The organism is Aeromicrobium sp. Leaf245, assembly GCF_942548115.1.
Taxonomy (GTDB): domain Bacteria; phylum Actinomycetota; class Actinomycetes; order Propionibacteriales; family Nocardioidaceae; genus Aeromicrobium.
The window spans coordinates 3,106,755-3,124,897 of sequence record NZ_OW824151.1 but is presented as its reverse complement, the minus strand read 5'-3'; the positions used below and the strand labels follow the sequence as shown (position 1 = coordinate 3,124,897).

The following is an 18,143-nucleotide window of genomic DNA, read 5'->3' as shown; positions in this document are numbered from 1 at the left end:
TCGATGACCGTGACCACGGACCGCTTCGTGATCGTCGGCGCCGGCATCGCGGGCGTCAGCGCGGCCGGCGCAGCGCGCCTGGCCGGTTTCGAGGGCGAGATCGTCCTGATCGGCGACGAGCCGGAGCTGCCCTACCGTCGGCCCCCGGTCTCGAAGGAGGTCGTGCGGGGCGAGAAGGGTGCTGACGACATCCGCATCCGCAAGGCGGAGTGGTACGAGCAGCAGCGCATCGACCTCCGCACGGACCAGGCGGTCGCGTCCGTCTCCGTGGAGGACCACGAGGTCACGCTGGCCTCGGGCGAGGTGATCGGCTACGGGAGCCTCCTGCTCGCCACCGGCGGCTCGGCGCGCACGCTCGACGCCGTCACCACCGAGGCGGGCGCCGCCGGCGTGCGGACGCTGCGGTCCCTCGCCGACGTCGACGGCATCGTCTCCGCCCTCGGGCCCTGCCGGCCCGTCGTGGTCGTCGGTGCCGGGCTGATCGGGTCCGAGATCGCCGCCAGCGCACGGGAGCGAGGTGCGGAGGTGACCCTTCTCGAGGCCGCTGCGTCGCCGCTGCCGCACCTGCTGCCGCCGGCGCTCGGCGACTTCTACGCCGCGCTCCACGCCGAGCAGGGGACCCACCTGCACTGCGGGGTGGAGATCACCTCCATCGACGCCGGCACCGGGGACGCCGCCGGGCACACCGTCGTGACCGCCGCCGACGGTCGTGCGTGGTCCGCGCCCGTCGTGGTGGTCGCCGTCGGCATGGCGCCGAACAGCCGGCTCGCCGTCGAGGCCGGCATCGAGGTCGAGGGCGGTGCGATCGTCGTCGACGACCACGGCCGCACGAACGCCCCCGACGTGTACGCCGCCGGCGACGTCGCCCTGCTCCCGAGCGGGGTGCTCGGCGGGATGCACCGCGTGGAGCACTGGCAGGGAGCGCAGAACCACGGCGCTGCGGTCGGCAAGGTCGTGGCCGGCCAGGACCTGGCCTTCGACGAGGTCCCGTGGTGCTGGTCCGACCAGTACGGGCACACGCTGCAGGTGACGGGCTGGCCGGCTGCTGGCCACGACGTCGCCCTGCGCGGCTCGCTCGAGGCCCGCGACTTCACCGCGTTCTACCTCGACGGCGGCGTGCTGCGCGGTGCCGTGGCGCTCGGCCGCCCGGCCGACGTGCGGCTCGCGCGCCGGTGGATCGCCGAGGGCGCGCGGCCCGAGCCCGGGCTGCTCGTCGAGTCCGACGATCTCGCGGAGGCACTCACCGAGGTACCGGCGTGACCGTCGCCGCCGACCTTGGCGCAGCGACGTACGGTGCCGTCGTGCCCTCCATGCGCGAACGCCTCCTCGACGCGGCCCAGCAGGTCGTCGAGTCCGAGGGGTGGAGCGCGATCACGATGTCGCGGATCGCCCGGCTGGCCGGGGTGAGTCGTCAGACCGTGCACAACGAGCTCGGCACCAAGCACGCCCTGGCGCAGGCGCTGGCGCTGCGCGAGCTGGACCGCTTCCTCGCCGTCGTGCGCGACCGCCTGCGGGAGGCCGACGACATCGTGTCCGGCGTCCGGGCGGCCTGCCGTGGCGCCCTCGAGCTGGGGGAGCGCAGCGTCCTCGTCCGCACGATCGTCACGTCGGTCCCCTCGGAGCAGGACGGCGACCTGCTGGCGATCCTCACCACCGAGTCCGGCGAGATCGTGGAGGCGGCGTCGGCCGTGGTCAAGGCCGAGCTGGTCGACCAGTTCTCGCCGCTGCCGTTCGCCGACGCCGAGCTCGACGTGGCCGTCGAGGTGGTGGTGCGGCTCGTGCTCTCGTCGATCACGCGACCGTCGAAGCCGGCCCGCGAGGCGGCCGACGAGGTGGCCTGGATGCTGGGTCTGGCCATCGCCGGGCGCGAGGCGTCGGGCTCGGCGGTGGCTGCTCCTGGCTCCGGGACCTAGATCCAGCGGCTGAACCACATCCGGCGGTACCAGGCGTCGTAGGAGATCAGCGCGTCGGTCCAGATCGGCTGGAAGAACCAGAAGAGGACCACGGTGGCCACCACGAGCAGGCCCACCACCAGCCCCACGGCGTAGCGCTGACGCGCCGTGGTGGCCGCGCGCCGCGCCTCGTCGACCAGCAGGCAGACGGCGACGATCATGAACGGGAGCACGACCACGGCGTAGAAGCTGAAGATCGGTCGGTCGGTGCTGAGGAACCAGGGCAGCCATCCTGCGGCGACGCCGACCACCGGCACCGCCCAGCGACCGTCGCGGGTCCGGAACCACGCGACGACCGAGGCGATCACCGCGAGGGACCCGGTCCACCACACGGCGGGGTTCCCGAGGGCGGTCACCACGCGCATGCACGACGAGTCGGCCGGAGCGCCGCAGGTGGCGGCGGGCAGGTCGTTCTGCGCGTCGAAGGCCACCGGCCGCTCGAGCACGAGCCAGCCGAGCGGGTTCGAGGCGTAGGGGTGCGTCTTGCCCGCGAGGTAGTCGCCGGTGTGGAAGTCGAACAGCATCACGTGGAAGTGCCAGAGCGACCGGAAGGCGTCGGTGACCGCACCGAGCGCGCCGGGGGTGGGCGACGCGACGTAGGTGCCCCACGACGGATCGCCCAGGCCGTAGCGCTCGGCGTACAGCTCGTGGTGCAGCAGGAACCCGGTCCACGACACGAGGTAGACCACGAGGGTCACGCCGACGATCGTCACGAAGGCCGGCAGCCCGGTGACCAGGGTCGTGCGGATCCAGCCGAAGCGTGGTCCCGACGACCCGGTCTCACGTGCGTGGCTGCGTCGGGCCAGCACCTCCCACACCACGACGACGAGGCCGAACGCGGCGAGTGCGTAGAGACCGCTCCACTTCGTGGCCGTCGCCATGCCGAAGCACAGTCCGGCGGCGAGCTGCCAGGGTCGCCAGGGCCGGTGGCGGTCGAGCCGTGCGCGGACGGCGTCGCGGTCTGCGACGAGGCAGGCCACGGCGGCGACCACCCAGAAGGCGAGGAACACGTCGAGCAGGGCGGTGCGCGACATCACGAGGTGCATGCCGTCGAGGCACAGGAGCAGCCCGGCCAGGCAGCCCACCCACGTCGACCCGGTGAGCCGGCGCACGAGCCGGGCCAGCACGAGGACGGTGAGGGCACCGACGACGGCGGCAGAGACGCGCCACCCGAAGGAGTCCATGCCGAACAGCTGCTCACCGAGCGCGATGAGCCACTTCCCGCCGTCGGGATGGGCGATGTAGGCGGGCTGTCCCGTCATCAGGTCCGCGAGGTCGCCCGCCACGATCTTGTCGTTGGCGTCCTCGACGAAGTCCTGCACGTAGCCGTGCTGCAGCAGCGAGTACGCGTCCTTGGCGTAGTAGGTCTCGTCGAAGACCAGCAGGTTCGGCCGTCCGAGGTGCCACAGCCGCAGCACCAGCGCGAGCACCGCCACGGACAGCGGGCCCACCCACCCCACGACGCGCTCCCGCTCCCACCCTCGCACCCGCCCATCCTGCCAGCCCGCCCACCATCGGTGGATCATCAACATCAGCCGGACCGAAGGTGCCTCAGCAACGTCAGCGGCGGATCTGCGGTTGCTGAGCCACCGACGAGTCGCGGCCGCGACGTCGCGCATCGTGGCGCCAGCGCGTCGGCACCTCGAAGAGGGACTGCCACCGGCGCCCGACGAACGACGGGGGAGCACCGGTGTATCCCTGCCGCACCATCAGCTGGTGGATGGCCCGCACGGTTGCCGCCGGGGTCTCGAGCATCGACGAGGTGGCCTGGAAGTACGCCCAGGCACCCCCACGGAGTCCGCCGTACCGGTGGATGTCCCGCTCGAACTGCGCGACGTTGAAGGCGTGCTGCCGTCCTTCGTACTCGATCAACAGCTTGAGCCAGCGGTACACGAGGTCACCTCGGGCCAGGAAGCGGCCGTCCGCGTCGTGGACGTCGGCGTTCGACTCCGGTCGCGGGAGTCCAGCGCCCACGAGCAGGCACCGCAGCTCGCTCTCGGGCAGGCTCGCGGACCCCGGGTCGACCAGCTCCAGGGCCCGGCGCAGCTCGTCCGCGCCAGGGCGCCAGTGGTCGGTCTCGGTGAACCGGCGGAGGTCGTGCACGCGGACGTGTCCTCGGTGCAGCACCCAGTCGGCGAGCTTCACCACGTCGAGCAGGCGGAGGATGCTCGCGGCGCCCGTGAGGGCAGCCGCGATGCTCACCCCGCCGTCGTCGACCGGTGGCAGGGCGACCGTGCGGTGCAGGAAGAGCTTCGAGGGCTTGGCGGCGAGATGCAGGTCGCGGGGAACCGTGAAGTGGAGAGGGAACAGCGGTCCCAGCTCGACGCCGAGATGGACCAGCCGGGTCTGGTGGCTGGCGTGCGCGTCGCCTGGAAGGGCCAGACGTCCAGCCTCGACCCAGGCGCGGGGCGTCATGAGGGTGTCCTCGAGCCGGTACACGGACGGGAACAGGTCGACGAAGCGCGAGTGCTGCAGCTGGCGCGCCGTGACCCCGAGCGCGAGAGCCTCGTCCCGGTGGAACGGTCTGCCGTGCAGCTCGGCAGGAACACGGCGTGGAGATCCCATGGGACCAGTCCAGACCCGGACGCCCGGTCTCGACAGGGATCCCGTCGGTGCTGTGGATGGCAACGCTCCTTCGACGTGGCGCGGTCCGGTCCTGTGGACGCACCCCAGTCATCGGTGGATTCTCAACCGCAGCCCGCCTGCTGAGGTTGAGGATCCACCGATGGGGAGCCTGATGTTGAGAATCCACCGATGGGGGAGGATGGGGGGATGCTGATCCTCGCGGCGACTCCCATCGGGCGGGCGGACGACGCGTCGCCGAGGCTCGTCGCTGCGCTCGGGTCGGCCGACGTCGTGGCGGCGGAGGACACCCGACGTCTGCGCAGGCTCGCGGCCGACCTCGGTGCGACGGTCGGTGGGCGGATCGTCTCCTACTTCGAGGGCAACGAGCGCGAGCGCACCCCCGAGCTGGTGGAGCACCTCCAGGACGGGCTCGACGTGCTGCTCGTGACCGACGCCGGCATGCCGAGCGTGTCCGACCCGGGGTACCGACTGGTGGTCGCGGCGCTCGAGGCCGACGTCGACGTGCACGCCATCCCCGGCCCCTCGGCGGTGCTCACGGCCCTCGCGGTCAGCGGGCTGCCGGTCGACCGGTTCTGCTTCGAGGGGTTCCCACCGCGCAAGGCCGGCGAGCGCGACCGTGCCTTCGCCGCACTCTCCACCGAGCCCCGCACCATGGTGTTCTTCGAGTCGCCGCACCGCACCCGTGCCACGCTCGCCGCCCTGGCCTCGGCCCTCGGCGACGACCGTCCCGCCGCCGTGTGCCGCGAGCTGACCAAGACCTACGAGGAGGTCGCGCGCGGCACGCTCGCCGAGCTGGTGGCCTGGGTCGACGAGCAGGAGCACGGCGTCCGCGGCGAGGTCACGCTCGTGGTGGCCGGCCACGTGGCCGTCGCCGCCGACCTCGACGACGACGCCCTCCGGTCCCTGGTCGCCGCCGCCGAGTCCACCGGGCTCAGCCGCAAGGACGCCGTCGCCCAGGTGGTCGCCGACACCGGCGTGCGCAAGCGCGTGGTCTACGACGCCGCCCACGCACGCTGACAAGCGGCCGACCCCGCCCCTGCCGACCCCGCCCCGACCGACGCCCCACGACCCCCGCCTGCTCGACGCAGCGCCGGACGTCCGGGCCGCGGTCACTAGGATCGTGGCGTGTCCTACTACGTCACCACGCCGATCTACTACGTCAACGACGCGCCGCACATCGGCCACGGCTACACGACGGTCATCGGCGACATCCTCACCCGCTGGCACCGGCAGCGTGGCGAGGACGTCTGGTACCTGACGGGCACCGACGAGCACGGCCTCAAGGTGCTCCGCAAGGCCGAGCAGAACGGCGTCACGCCGCAGGAGTGGACCGACCGGCTGGTCGAGACGGAGTGGAAGCCGCTGCTCGAGACGCTCGACATCGCCAACGACGACTTCATCCGCACCAGCGAGGCGCGCCACGAGGCGGGGTCGCAGGCGTTCTGGCAGGACCTCTACGACCGCGGCGAGGTCTACAAGGGCGAGTTCACCGGCTGGTACTCCGTGGGGTCGGAGGAGTTCGTGGCCGAGGACGACGTCGCCGACGGCGAGGGCGACGACGAGGGCCACAAGGTCTCCGCGCTCGACGGCTCCCGGGTGGAGCACATGACCGAGGAGAACTACTTCTTCCCGCTCAGCAAGTACGCCGACCGCCTGCTCGAGCTCTACGAGAGCAACCCCGACTTCATCCAGCCCGAGTCGGCGCGCAACGAGGTCGTCTCGTTCGTGCGCCGCGGGCTCAAGGACCTCTCCATCAGCCGGTCCACGTTCGACTGGGGCATCAAGGTCCCGTGGGACCACTCGCACGTCATGTACGTGTGGATCGAGGCGCTCCTCAACTACGTGACGGCGGCGGGCTACGGCGTCGACGACGAGCGCTTCGGCGAGCTCTGGCCGGCCGACGTGCACCTCGTCGGCAAGGACATCGCCCGGTTCCACGCGGTCATCTGGCCGGCCATGCTCATGGCCGCAGGCCGCCCGGTGCCGCACCGCGTGTTCGCCCACGGCTGGCTGCTGGTCGGCGGGCAGAAGATGAGCAAGAGCAAGGCCAACGGCATCCGTCCCGACGAGCTGGTCGACGTGTTCGGGTCCGACGCCTACCGCTACTACTTCGCGCGGGCGCTCACGTTCGGCGCCGACGGCTCGATCTCCTGGGAGGACATGCGGGCCCGGTACCACGCCGAGCTGGCCAACGGCTTCGGCAACCTGGCCTCGCGGGTGGCCGCCATGATCGGCAAGTACTTCGACGGCGCGCTGCCCGCCGCCGGCCCGCACGGCCCGGCCGAGGACGCCCTCGTCGCGCTGGTCGAGGAGTCCGTGCTCGAGGCCGACCGCGCGATCGACCGGATCGCCCCGCAGGACGCGCTCGCCCAGGTGTGGCGGATCGTCGAGGCGCTCAACGGCTACCTCACCGAGCAGGCGCCGTGGCAGGTGGCCAAGGACGAGTCGCAGAAGGAGCGGCTCGCGACCATCCTGGTCACCGCGGCCGAGGGCCTGCGCGTGCTGGCCGTGCTGCTCAACCCCGTCATGCCGAAGGCGTCGGCGTCGCTGTGGGAGTCCCTGGGTGCCGAGCCGGCGCTGGGCGCGCTGGCCGACCAGCGCATCTCCGCGGCGGCGGCCTGGGGCCGGCTGCCCGAGGGCTCGGTGATCACGAAGGTCCCGAGCCTGTTCCCGCGCATCGAGGACGCCGAGTGACCGACGCGGGCTCGGCCCGCTGGCCCTGGCCGGACGCGCCCGAGCCGTTGCCGTCGCCGGTGGTCGACAACCACTGCCACCTCGACCACCGGATCAAGGGTGGCCTCGTCATCGACGTCGACGACGCCCTCGACCGTGCTGCCGCGGTCAACGTGAACCGCATCGTGCAGGTCGGCTGCGACCTCGAGGGGTCCCGGTGGGCGGTCGAGACGGCCCGGGCCCACCCGGCCGTCGTCGCCGCCGTGGCCCTGCACCCCAACGAGGCGCCACTGCTCGACGCCGACGGCACGCTCGACGCGGCCCTGGCCGAGATCGACGCGCTCGCGCAGGACCCGCAGGTGCGGGCGGTGGGGGAGACCGGGCTCGACTACTTCCGCACCGGGCCCGACGGTCGCGACGCGCAGCACCGCTCGTTCCGTGCGCACGTGGCCATGGCGAAGCGCCACGACCGCACGCTCGTCATCCACGACCGCGACGCCCACGACGACGTGCTCGCGCTCCTGGACGACGAGGGCGTGCCCGAGCGCACGGTCATGCACTGCTTCTCCGGTGACGCCGACGTCGCCCGTCGGTGCCTCGACCGTGGCGCGTACCTGTCGTTCTCCGGCACGGTCACGTTCAAGAACGCCGAGCCCCTGCGCGAGGCGCTCGCGATCACGCCGACGGATCGGATCCTCGTCGAGACCGATGCGCCGTTCCTCACACCGATGCCGCACCGCGGGCGCCCGAACGCCTCGTTCCTCGTCCCGTTGACGGTGCGTTTCATGGCTGAGTTCCTGGGCCGATCCGTCGACGACCTCTGCCGGGCCATCGACGAGAACACCGACCGCGCGTTCGGAGGATCCTGGCAGCAGCACGGCTCCGCTGTTTGACGGCACGGGCCTCCTGTCGCAGGGTGGTGAGGCTGCCCATCTCCAGCCGTCCCTGTCCCCGACCAGAGGAAAGCAGTGCGTCACCCCTTCTCGAAGTCCCCCCAGACCCCCCAGACCGGCTCCTCGGCCACCCCCGCGGCGACGCCCTCCCGCAGTCGCCACCGCCAGACGAAGAAGCGTGTCGTCATCGCGCTCAACCTGGCCGTGCTGCTCGTCATCGGCGCCGGTGTCGCCGCCTACGGCACGCTCGGCAAGACCGTCACGCTCGACGTCGACGGCCGCAAGGACACCGTCCGCACGTTCGGCGCCTCCGTCGGGTCGCTGCTGAAGAGCCAGGACGTCCGGACCACCGACGCCGCGGTCAACGCCGAGCCGACCGCCTCGGTCTCCGACGGCGACACGATCAAGGTCCGCTACGCCAAGGACGTCGTGCTGGCCGTCGACGGCACGGTGAAGCGCGAGACCGTGCACGCCGCCACCGTCGGCGACGTCCTCGACGAGCTCGACGTGGACCCCGCCCCGGGAGCCGACGTCAGCGCCGACCGCGACACCCGGCTCGACGACACGGGCTCGCAGGTCGTCGTGTCCAACCCCAAGAAGCTCACGGTCTCCGTGGACGGTGACGACCGCTCGGTCACCAGCGCAGCCCCGACGGCCGAGGGCGTGCTCGAGGAGGCCGGCGTGCGGCTCGACCAGAACGACGAGGTCACGGCCGGCGACGCGATCGGTCGCGCCGCCCTGGTGAAGCCGGGCGACGACGTCGAGGTCGTGCGCATCGAGATGGTCGACACCACCGAGAAGCTCGAGCGCGACCTGAAGGTCGAGTACCGCGACGACGACTCCCTCGAGAAGGGCACCGAGAAGGTCCTGGAGGAGGGGAGCCCCAGCGAGGTCCAGCAGCAGGTGCTGCTCACGAAGGCCGACGGCAAGGTCCGCCACCGCCTGGTGCTCACCTCGAGGACGCTCGAGAAGGGCGCGCCGCGCGTCGTGGCGCGTGGCACCGCCGAGGCCCCGTCCGTCGAGGACGGCAGCGTGTGGGACCGCATCGCGAAGTGCGAGTCCGGCGGCAACTGGAGCATCAACACCGGCAACGGCTACTACGGCGGTCTGCAGTTCTCGGCGGCCACCTGGCGCAGCGTCGGCGGGCCCGGCCTGCCGCACGAGCACAGCCGCGAGGTGCAGATCAAGTACGCCAAGATCCTGCAGCAGCGGTCCGGCTGGGGCCAGTGGTCCTGCGCCGCGAAGGTCGGTGTCGGCTGAGCGGCCCGGCGCTCCCGCCGTCGTCGTCGCGCCCGCCCTCGTTGCTGGGCGCGACCGAGGTGCGTCGGATCGCTGACGCGATCGGCCTGCGCCCCACGAAGCAACGTGGCCAGAACTTCGTGGTCGACGCCAACACCGTCCGGCGCATCGTCCGCACCTCCGGGGTCGGTCCCGACGACGTCGTCGTCGAGGTCGGCCCCGGACTGGGTTCGTTGACGCTCGAGCTGCTGGGCGTGGCCAGCCAGGTGGTGGCCGTCGAGATCGACCCGGTCCTCGCAGGACGACTGCCGATCACCGTGGCCGAGCACGCGCCCGACCACGCCGACCGGCTCCACCTCGTGCAGGCCGACGCCATGCGCGTGGAGGAGCTGCCGGGCCCGGCGCCAACGGCGCTCGTGGCCAACCTGCCGTACAACGTGTCGGTGCCGGTGCTGCTGCACCTGCTCGAGCGCTTCGACTCGATCGAGTCCGTGCTGGTGATGGTGCAGGCGGAGGTGGCGCACCGACTCGCCGCCGGCCCCGGGTCCCGCACGTACGGGGTGCCGAGCGTCAAGGCGTCCTGGTACTGCGACGTCGCCCTGGCCGGCACCATCGGGCGCCAGGTGTTCTGGCCCGTCCCGAACGTCGACTCGGCCCTCGTGTCCCTGCGTCGCAGGCCCACGCCGGGCGACGAGACCCTCCGCCGCGCGACCTTCCGGGTCGTCGACGCCGCGTTCGCCCAGCGCCGCAAGACGCTCCGCGCGGCCCTCTCGGGACTGGTCGGCTCGGGCGCGGCGGCGGAGGAGGCGCTGCGGGCCGCAGGCGTCGACCCGCAGGCACGCGGGGAGCAGCTCGACGTCGCCGACTTCGCCCGCATCGCGACGGTCCTCGGCTGAGCCCTCGACCGGTGGGCCCGTTGCCACGGCGCCGCGCTCGGCCCGTCTGTAGGTTGGGGCGGTGACTTCCGTCAGCGTGCGCGTGCCCGCCAAGATCAACCTGTGTCTCGGCGTCGGGCCCGTGCGCGAGGACGGCTTCCACCCGCTCGCGACGGTGTACCAGGCCGTCGACCTGCACGACGAGCTGCGCGCCACCGTGGTCGACTCCGACGAGATCACCGTGACCACGACGGTCGACGTCGAGGAGGCCGAGGCCGAGGCCGCGCTGGTGCCCGAGGGATGGGACAACATCGCGGTCCGTGCGGCTGCCGCGCTGCGTGAGCACGCCGGCATCGAGGCCGGCATCGACCTGGCCATCCGCAAGGTCATCCCGGTGGCCGGCGGCATGGCGGGCGGCTCGGCCGACGCGGCGGCGGCGCTGGTGGCCTGCAACGACGCGTGGGGGCTGGGCTACTCCCGGCACGACCTCGAGCCGGTGGCCGCGTCGCTCGGCAGCGACGTCCCGTTCCTGCTGCACGGTGGCAACGCGATCGGCGGTGGCCGCGGCGAGACGGTCAGCCCCGTCCTCGCCCGCGGGTCGTACCACTGGGTCTTCGCCGTGGCGGCCGAAGGCCTGTCGACGGCGGCCGTCTACGCCGAGTTCGACCGGCTCAACGAGGGACGCGACGTGCCGGAGCCCGAGGTGCCCGACGCCCTCCTCGCCGCGCTCCGCTCAGGCGATGCCCAGGCGCTCGGTGCGGCCCTGTCCAACGACCTGACCGAGGCATCGCTGTCGCTGCGGCCGGAGCTCGCGGCCACGCTCGACGTCGGGCGCCAGGCCGAGGCTCTCGGGGCGATCATCTCCGGGTCCGGCCCCACCTGCCTGTTCCTCGCCTCCGACGAGCAGCACAGCCTCGACATCGCGATCGCCCTCGCCGGTGCCGGTGGCTGCGCCGACGTCGTGCAGTCCACCGGCCCGGTCCCGGGCGTCCGCTTCATCGGATGAGCGGCAACACTCGCGGCGGGGGCACCACCCGCCCCCTCATCGGTGGTGAGGGCCTGCAGCTCTCGTTCCCGACCAAGGACGTGCTCGACGACGTCACCCTGGGCCTGGCCGAGGGCCAGCGCGTGGGCGTCGTCGGCCGCAACGGCGACGGCAAGTCCACCCTCATGCGGGTCCTCGCGCGACGGCTCGAGCCCGACGAGGGACGCATCACCTGGCGCCGCGACCTGCAGGTCGGCTTCGTGGACCAGGCCGACGTGCTCGACCCCGCCGTGGTCGTGTCCGACGCGGTGGTGGGCGACACGGCCGAGCACGAGTGGGCCGGCGACGCGAAGGTGCGCGACGTCGTGAACGGTCTGCTGTCCGACGTCCCGTGGGACGCGCGGGTGGGGGACCTGAGCGGTGGTCAGCGTCGACGGGTCTCGCTCGCGGCGGTGCTGGTGGGCGACCACGACGTCCTGTTCCTCGACGAGCCCACCAACCACCTCGACGTGGAGGGCGTCACCTGGCTCGCGGCGCACCTCAACGCCCGCTTCGCCTCGGGGCAGGGGGCGTTCGTGGTGGTCACCCACGACCGGTGGTTCCTCGACGAGGTGTGCACCGACACGTGGGAGGTGCACGACGCGGTCGTCGAGCCGTTCGAGGGCGGCTACGCCGCGTACGTGCTGCAACGGGTCGAGCGCGACCGGCAGGCCGCGGCCTCGGAGTCGCGTCGCCAGAACCTGCTGCGCAAGGAGCTGGCGTGGCTGAGGCGCGGCGCGCCCGCGCGGACGTCGAAGCCGAAGTTCCGCATCGACGCGGCCAACGAGCTGATCGAGCGCGAGCCGCCGGTGCGCGACGAGGTGGCGCTCAAGCGCGTGGCCACCGCGCGTCTGGGCAAGGACGTCGTCGACCTGCTCGACGTGTCCGTGGCCTACGGCAGCCACGAGGTCCTGCAGCGGGTCGAGTGGCGGATCGCCCCCGGTGAGCGGGTGGGCATCCTGGGTGCGAACGGCGCCGGCAAGAGCACCCTGCTCGGCCTGGTCGCCGGGACGGTGCAGCCCTCGAGCGGCCACGTCAAGCGGGGCAAGACCGTGCAGGTGGCCACGCTGTCGCAGTCGCTGGCCGAGCTGGACGAGATCGCCGACGACCGGGTCCGCGACGTCGTGGCCGGGCGCCGCGCCAGCTACCAGGCCGAGGGCGCCGAGGTCACGCCGTCGCAGATGCTGGAGCGGCTCGGCTTCTCCAGCGTCCAGCTGTCGAACCGGGTCAAGGACCTCTCCGGTGGCCAGCGGCGACGGCTCCAGCTGCTGCTGGTGCTGCTCGACGAGCCCAACGTGCTGATCCTCGACGAGCCGACGAACGACATGGACACCGACATGCTGGCCGCGATCGAGGACCTCCTCGACACGTGGCCCGGGACCCTGCTCGTGGTCAGCCACGACCGCTACCTCCTGGAGCGGGTCACGGACCACCAGTACGCCGTGCTCGACGGCCGCCTGCGTCACCTGCCGGGCGGGGTCGACGAGTACCTGCGGCTGCGCCGGCGGGAGGCGGCCGAGGCGTCCGGCGGTCCCGACGCCGTCGCCACGGCCACGGCCGGCGGGACCCCGGGCGGCGTCGCCTCGTCCACGACCGGATCCGGACCGAGCCGTTCGGCGGGATCGGCGCAGGACCGTCAGGACCGCAAGGAGGTCGCCCGGCTGGAGCGCCAGATCGAGCGGCTCACCGCGCGCGAGGCCGACCTGGAGCGTCAGATGGTGGAGGCCGCGGCCGAGCCCGACCGGCTGCTCGCCCTGTCGAGCGAGCACGCCGAGGTGCTGGCCGACCGCGACCGGCTCGAGGAGCGGTGGCTCGAGCTCGCGGACTGACGGACCGCGACCTGCGGCCCTCGGCCCTGTGAGAGCGGCGTCGCCCGAGCGGGGACGCTCAGACGTGGCGGGCGAGCGTGCGCAGGGACGCAGCGAGCGCCTCGGCGTCGCGGGGCGGGAGGCTCGAGAGCAGGGACCGCTCCTGCTCCAGCAGCTCGTCGAGCGCGGCGTCGACGGCGCTGCGTCCGGCGGCCGTGAGCGTCACCTGGACGCCTCGGCGGTCGGCCGGGTCCGCCTCGCGCGAGACGAGTCCCCGCTCGGTGAGCCGATCGACGCGGTTGGTCATCGTCCCGCTGGTCACGAGGGTCTCGGTGACCAGGCGCCCCGGGGAGAGCTGGTACGGCGGGCCGGAGCGGCGGAGTGCCGAGAGCACGTCGAACTCCCACGGCTCGAGCGAGTGGGCCGCGAAGGCGGCGCGGCGGGCGCGGTCCAGGTGGCGCGCGAGGCGAGTCACCCGGCTCAGCACCTGCATGGGCGTGGTGTCGAGGTCGGGACGTTCGCGCTGCCAGGCCGCGACGATGTCGTCGACCTCGTCACGCTCCTCGACACCCATGCCGCCATCCTACTGCGTCAAGAATCTTGATGTCGAGATTGTTCTGGCCGCGGACTACCTCTACCGTTTCGACCATGGACGTCGTCGACCTGGTGGGCAAGGGCCCGGCCACCCTCGTGCCGCTGCTGCGTGAGGGGTCGGTCTCCTCGCGGGAGCTGACCATCGCCACCCTCGACGCGATCGAGCGGGAGGACGCCCGGGTGAACGCCGTGGTCGAGCTGCTCGCCGACGAGGCGTTCGACGCCTCGACCGAGGCCGACGCCCGCATCGCGCGGGGGGAGCGCGGGCCGCTGCTCGGCGTCCCGGTGGCGATCAAGAACGACCTCGACGTGGCCGGGCGGGTCACGGCCCTCGGCAGTCGAGCGGTGTCGCGGGTGGCGGCCCAGGACGCCGAGCTCGTGCAGGCCCTGCTGGCGGCCGGGGCGGTGCCGGTGGCCACCACCACCCTCCCCGAGCTGGCGATCTACGGCTTCACCGAGTCCGCAGCGCGTGGCATCACCCGCAACCCGCACCACCTCGACCGCTCCAGCGGCGGCTCGTCGGGTGGGTCGGCCGCGCTGGTCGCGTCCGGGGCGATCGGCGTGGCCACGGCGTCGGACGGCGCCGGCTCGATCCGGATCCCGGCGGCCAGCTGCGGGCTCGTGGGCTTCAAGACCACGCACGGCTACCTCCCGGGGGCCGGTGGTTGGCACGGCCTGTCCACCCAGGGGTGCGTCACGCCGACGGTGCGCGACACGGCGGTCTACCTCGACGCCGTGGGCCTCGGCGGTGCCGGTGCACTGGCGCACGCCGCGTCCACGACACCGCGCTCCCTGCGCATCGGGGTGAGCACCAGCACCGCTGCGGCCACCCGGGCCGAGCCCCTGCACCGCGACGTGAAGGCGGCCCTCGACCACGTCGCCGGTCTGCTCAGCGACGCGGGGCACGAGGTGGTCCAGGTCAAGGTGCCGTACGGCCTCGACGTCAAGGCGCTGACCGTCCGCTACCTCGCCGGGATCGCCGACGCCGCGCGCGCTGTCGACGACCCGACCCTGCTGGAGCCGCGCACGCAGCAGATCGCTCGTCTCGGCCGAGCGTTCGGTCCCTCGTCGGTGGCCTGGGCGCAGCGCGCCGGACTGCGGTTCGGGGCGACGGTCCACGACCGGCTCGGCGTCGACCTGCTGCTCACCCCCGTGATGAGCGGCCCGGCGCTGCCGGTGGGCCGCTTCGCCGGCAAGGGTGGCCTGCGCACCGTGCTCGGCATGAACGCCTTCTACCCCTACACCGCCCAGTGGAACCATGCGGGCGTGCCGGCCGTGTCGCTGCCCGTGGGGCGATCACGCAAGAAGGACCTGCCGCTCGCGGTGCAGCTGGTGGCCCGTCGCGACCAGGACCCGCTGCTGATGTCGGTGGCCTCGCAGGTCGAGTCGCTGCTGAGGGCCGAGTGATGCGCTGGGACCCGACGCAGTACCTGCGCTTCGCCGACGACCGCGGGCGCCCGTTCGTCGACCTCGTCGCCCGGATCCGGGGCGACGCCGCGACGGTGGTCGACCTCGGCTGCGGCGCCGGCAACCTCACGTCGGTGCTGCGTGGCCGGTGGCCGGACGCGCAGGTGCTGGGCGTCGACGCGTCGCCGGAGATGATCGAGCGGGCGAAGGCGGCCGACGACGACCCCGGCGCGCGGTACGAGCTGGCCGACGTCGAGACGTGGGCGCCCGCCGAGCCGGTCGACGTCATCACCTCGAACGCGATGTTCCAGTGGGTGCCCGAGCAGGAGGCGGTGCTGAGGCGACTGGCCGACGCCGTGCTCCCGGGCGGCTCCATCGCGGTGCAGGTGCCCAACAACGCCGACGCCCCGAGCCACTCGCTCGTGCGCGAGGTCGCCGACCGGCCTCGGTACGCCGACCACACGCGGGGCGTGCTGGGGGTCCGTGGAACCGCGCCCGAGGTCTACCTCGAGCTCTTCGCCGACCTCGGCTGGGAGTGCGACGCGTGGGAGACCACCTACCTGCACGTCCTCCCGGGCGAGGACCCCGTGTTCGAGTGGGTCAAGGGCACGGGCGCTCGCCCGGTGCTCGCGGCGCTGCCGGACGGGCTCCGCGAGGAGTTCGTCGAGGAGTACAAGGCCGAGCTGCGCACCGCCTACCCGCGTCGCCCCTTCGGCACGGTGCTGCCGTTCCGGCGCACGTTCGCCGTCGCCACCCGCCCGCTCGGGTAGCCTGGTCCCGCCGTCGCGGCCCACGCCGCGACGTTCCCCGGTTGGTCTGCCGGCAGGGCCCGCCTGACTTTGAATCAGGACAAGCGACGCAGGTTCGACTCCTGCCCGGGGAGCGCCGGCCGCTCGGGCGCGGTCCCACCGGCCAACGATCCTTGCGCCTGGGGGGCTCGACGTGACCATGGTCCCCTCGGGTCCAGGCGCGTAGTGTCGAGAGCAGGTCGGCACGCGCCGACGGGTGACCCCGGCCAGGTGTGGGAATCTCGGAAGCCGCGGAGTGGATCGTGGGACCTGCGGTCCTGCACGTGAGGTGACTCGTGTGGGGCCGCAGTCTTGGGGCCCGGTCGCGCGACGTGCCACGTTCGTCCGCCCCTCGTCCCGTCAGGGTGCTGCGTAGTGCTGGTAGTCCGGCTCCGGGAAGTCGGCGCCCCGCTCCCAGCCGATCCCCGTGAACGCCCGGTCGACGACGTCGCCGTCGACGATGACGCCGGGCGCTGCGTCGGTCCCGGGGGAGCGGTCGACGCCGACGAATGCCTGGGCCGCGGGCGGTCGTGCGGTCCCGTCGACCACGTAGGGGTTCTGCACCGGGTTGGTGTCGACCGCGCGCCCGTAGGCGTGGGCCGACCACGTGTCGGTGCCCGCGACCGTGCGGCAGTTGTAGCCCGAGCTGTTGTTGGCGGCCATCGACCGGTCGTCGTCACCGTCGAACTCGTCGATGATGCGCATCGACTGCAGCGGGAACCGCTCGCGGTAGAGGGTGCCGAAGACCCGAACGACGTCGGCGGCGACGTCGGCGTGCACCACGATCTCGCCCTGGTGCGCCAGGCCGTCGAACCCGACGTACGGGAGCGTGACCAGCCGCAGGTCCGTGAGCGGCACCGGGCAGGTGTCGGGATCGTGGCTGGTCATCCGCTGCCGGGTGGCCGCGTCGATCCCGTCCACGGAGGCCTCGAAGGCCGGCAGGTCGGGCGGCGTCGGTGCTCCCGCCTCGCCGGGTGGTGCGGTGAGCCCGGTGGTGTCCCGCAGGGCGCGCCACGACATCACCGCGGCGTCGGCGGTCTGGCCGGACAAGGGGGTCGGTCCGCCGCCCTCGGGCGGGATCAGGCCGGGGCGCCACTGGTCGTCGGTGACCTGGCCGTCGGTCAGCGTGACCTGCAGGACGCCGGACTCGGCCGTGTCGCCGTGGTACCAGTGGAAGTTCCCGAGCCCGTAGGCGACGTAGGTCGAGTCGAGCGTGCCCGCTCCCATGGGGATGTGCGTGTGGGCGCCCACGACCACGTCGGCACCGGCGTCGGCGAGCGCTTCGGCCAGCTCCTGCTGCGCCGCGGTCGGCTCGGCGAGGCCCTCGGCGCCCCAGTGCAGATAGACCACCACCACGTCGTCGCGCTCGACGGAGGTGCGGACGGAGGAGAGGAGGCGCGTGGTACCGGCGCCCCTGGCGGTCGCGAGTCCGGGCCCGCTGCCCGGCTCCGCCGTCCAGACGGCCGCCTCGCTCTCCAGCGGGGAGGCGTCGGCGGCGTGGACGGCCACCGACGTCCCGCGGATGGTCCGGCGGTGGGGCGCGTAGGCGGCCTCGTCGTCGAGACCGATCCCCACCACCGCGACGGGGCCGTCCTCGGCCGCCGCCACGCTGTCGCGCACGCCGCGCACGCCGTAGTCGGCGCCGTGGTTGTTGGCCATGGACGCCACGTCGACGCCCGAGCGCTCGAGGACGTCGAGCGCCGACGCCGGTGCCCGGAACCAGTAGCGCGCCTCGGGTGACTCGAGCTCCTTGGCGGCCGGCTCGCCCCGGGTGGTGAGCGCCGTCTCGAGGTTGACGACCGCGAGGTCGGCCGCGGCGAGCAGCTGCGACATCTCGCCGAGCGTCGCGTCGCCGTCACCCGGCACGTCCGAGAGGTCGCCCTCGAAGTGGACGTCGCCGGCGAAGGCGAGCGTGATGGCGCGCGACGGGTCCTCGACCTCGGTGTCGAAGGACCAGGCGTGGACCGAGCATCCTCCGAGCAGCGCGACGACGCCCGCGAGCACGGGTCCCGTCCGCCGGCGGCGCTGGTCCATGCGTCGATGCTCCGTGACCGTGCCAAGCAGGCCGGTCGGTCAGTCCTCGTCGAGCGTGCCGACGGGGTCGAAGGTGAAGGAGCCGAGGTGGCGCTGCACCCCGCGGAAGGTCTCGGCGACCTCCGGGTCCTGCAGGGCCTTCTCGAGCGAACGGAGGGCGTCCTGCGTCCGGGCGTCGGTGGTCTCCTCGACGGGATCGGTCATCCCTCATGGTCTCCCGGACCGACGCGGTCCGCAGACCGAGTCGAGCGATCGGGTCCGGACGCTCCG

16 protein-coding genes and 1 tRNA gene are annotated in these 18,143 nt (G+C 73.0%); 12 read left to right on the top strand and 5 right to left on the bottom strand.

Translation table 11 applies throughout. The features are described from left to right. The first annotated feature begins 3 nt into the window (after positions 1–3). On the top strand, positions 4–1,260 hold the full coding sequence (locus NBW76_RS15250) for an NAD(P)/FAD-dependent oxidoreductase (protein WP_056552472.1): 1,257 nt from the start codon (positions 4–6) through the stop codon (positions 1,258–1,260). A gap of 50 nt (positions 1,261–1,310) precedes the next feature. Continuing rightward, a complete protein-coding gene (locus NBW76_RS15245) occupies positions 1,311–1,913 on the top strand; it encodes a TetR/AcrR family transcriptional regulator (protein WP_235492887.1) in 603 nt (200 codons plus the stop codon). Here the strand turns inward: NBW76_RS15245 and NBW76_RS15240 are convergent. Both NBW76_RS15240 and NBW76_RS15235 read right to left on the bottom strand, forming a co-directional pair. Further along, positions 1,910–3,439, bottom strand: coding sequence for a dolichyl-phosphate-mannose--protein mannosyltransferase (locus tag NBW76_RS15240; protein WP_056552465.1), 1,530 nt, complete (start codon positions 3,437–3,439; stop codon positions 1,910–1,912). The two genes, NBW76_RS15245 and NBW76_RS15240, sit on opposite strands and share 4 nt — an antisense overlap. Positions 3,440–3,512: 73 nt before the next feature. Further along, positions 3,513–4,517: a hypothetical protein gene (locus NBW76_RS15235; RefSeq protein WP_056552464.1), complete on the bottom strand. Its 1,005-nt coding sequence runs from the start codon at positions 4,515–4,517 to the stop codon at positions 3,513–3,515. Between the two features lie 189 nt (positions 4,518–4,706). Between NBW76_RS15235 and rsmI the strand changes: the two genes are divergently transcribed. The 7 genes from rsmI to NBW76_RS15195 all read left to right on the top strand — a co-directional run bounded on the left by rsmI (position 4,707) and on the right by NBW76_RS15195 (position 13,071). Then, positions 4,707–5,555: a 16S rRNA (cytidine(1402)-2'-O)-methyltransferase gene (gene rsmI / locus NBW76_RS15230; RefSeq protein ID WP_200931228.1), complete on the top strand. Its 849-nt coding sequence runs from the start codon at positions 4,707–4,709 to the stop codon at positions 5,553–5,555. A 108-nt stretch (positions 5,556–5,663) separates the two neighbouring features. Continuing rightward, entirely contained in the window at positions 5,664–7,232 is a 1,569-nt protein-coding gene (metG, locus tag NBW76_RS15225; protein WP_056552461.1) for a methionine--tRNA ligase, read from the top strand. After that, the gene (locus NBW76_RS15220; protein WP_055969013.1) at positions 7,229–8,104 is read left to right on the top strand and encodes a TatD family hydrolase; all 876 of its coding nucleotides are present in this window, start codon (positions 7,229–7,231) and stop codon (positions 8,102–8,104) included. The genes metG and NBW76_RS15220 overlap by 4 nt, the downstream gene beginning before the upstream one ends. Before the next feature lie 75 nt (positions 8,105–8,179). Next, on the top strand, positions 8,180–9,364 hold the full coding sequence (locus NBW76_RS15215) for a resuscitation-promoting factor (RefSeq protein ID WP_055969010.1): 1,185 nt from the start codon (positions 8,180–8,182) through the stop codon (positions 9,362–9,364). 59 nt (positions 9,365–9,423) lie between these two features. Next, the gene (rsmA, locus tag NBW76_RS15205) at positions 9,424–10,239 is read left to right on the top strand and encodes a 16S rRNA (adenine(1518)-N(6)/adenine(1519)-N(6))-dimethyltransferase RsmA (protein WP_369797020.1); all 816 of its coding nucleotides are present in this window, start codon (positions 9,424–9,426) and stop codon (positions 10,237–10,239) included. Positions 10,240–10,300: 61 nt separating this feature from the next. Beyond that, positions 10,301–11,224 (top strand): 4-(cytidine 5'-diphospho)-2-C-methyl-D-erythritol kinase, encoded by a 924-nt coding sequence (locus NBW76_RS15200; RefSeq protein ID WP_055969007.1) that lies wholly within the window; start codon positions 10,301–10,303, stop codon positions 11,222–11,224. Further along, the gene (locus tag NBW76_RS15195; RefSeq protein WP_056552458.1) at positions 11,221–13,071 is read left to right on the top strand and encodes an ABC-F family ATP-binding cassette domain-containing protein; all 1,851 of its coding nucleotides are present in this window, start codon (positions 11,221–11,223) and stop codon (positions 13,069–13,071) included. Before NBW76_RS15200 ends, NBW76_RS15195 begins: the two co-directional genes overlap by 4 nt. A gap of 58 nt (positions 13,072–13,129) precedes the next feature. On the opposite strand, the gene NBW76_RS15190 is transcribed toward NBW76_RS15195, so the two are convergent. After that, positions 13,130–13,624, bottom strand: coding sequence for a MarR family winged helix-turn-helix transcriptional regulator (locus tag NBW76_RS15190; RefSeq protein ID WP_055969001.1), 495 nt, complete (start codon positions 13,622–13,624; stop codon positions 13,130–13,132). A gap of 74 nt (positions 13,625–13,698) precedes the next feature. On the opposite strand from NBW76_RS15190, the gene NBW76_RS15185 reads away from it, so the two are divergent. The 3 genes from NBW76_RS15185 to NBW76_RS15175 all read left to right on the top strand — a co-directional run bounded on the left by NBW76_RS15185 (position 13,699) and on the right by NBW76_RS15175 (position 15,934). Further along, a complete protein-coding gene (locus NBW76_RS15185) occupies positions 13,699–15,051 on the top strand; it encodes an amidase (RefSeq protein WP_056552457.1) in 1,353 nt (450 codons plus the stop codon). Next, positions 15,051–15,821 (top strand): methyltransferase domain-containing protein, encoded by a 771-nt coding sequence (locus NBW76_RS15180; RefSeq protein ID WP_056552456.1) that lies wholly within the window; start codon positions 15,051–15,053, stop codon positions 15,819–15,821. The genes NBW76_RS15185 and NBW76_RS15180 overlap by 1 nt, the downstream gene beginning before the upstream one ends. 34 nt (positions 15,822–15,855) lie before the next feature. Then, positions 15,856–15,934, top strand: a tRNA-Gln gene (locus NBW76_RS15175). 265 nt (positions 15,935–16,199) lie between these two features. Here the strand turns inward: NBW76_RS15175 and NBW76_RS15170 are convergent. Both NBW76_RS15170 and NBW76_RS15165 read right to left on the bottom strand, forming a co-directional pair. Further along, the gene (locus NBW76_RS15170; RefSeq protein WP_056552455.1) at positions 16,200–17,873 is read right to left on the bottom strand and encodes a CapA family protein; all 1,674 of its coding nucleotides are present in this window, start codon (positions 17,871–17,873) and stop codon (positions 16,200–16,202) included. A gap of 39 nt (positions 17,874–17,912) precedes the next feature. Further along, entirely contained in the window at positions 17,913–18,077 is a 165-nt protein-coding gene (locus NBW76_RS15165; protein ID WP_235492862.1) for a hypothetical protein, read from the bottom strand. Between the last annotated feature and the right edge of the window lie 66 nt (positions 18,078–18,143).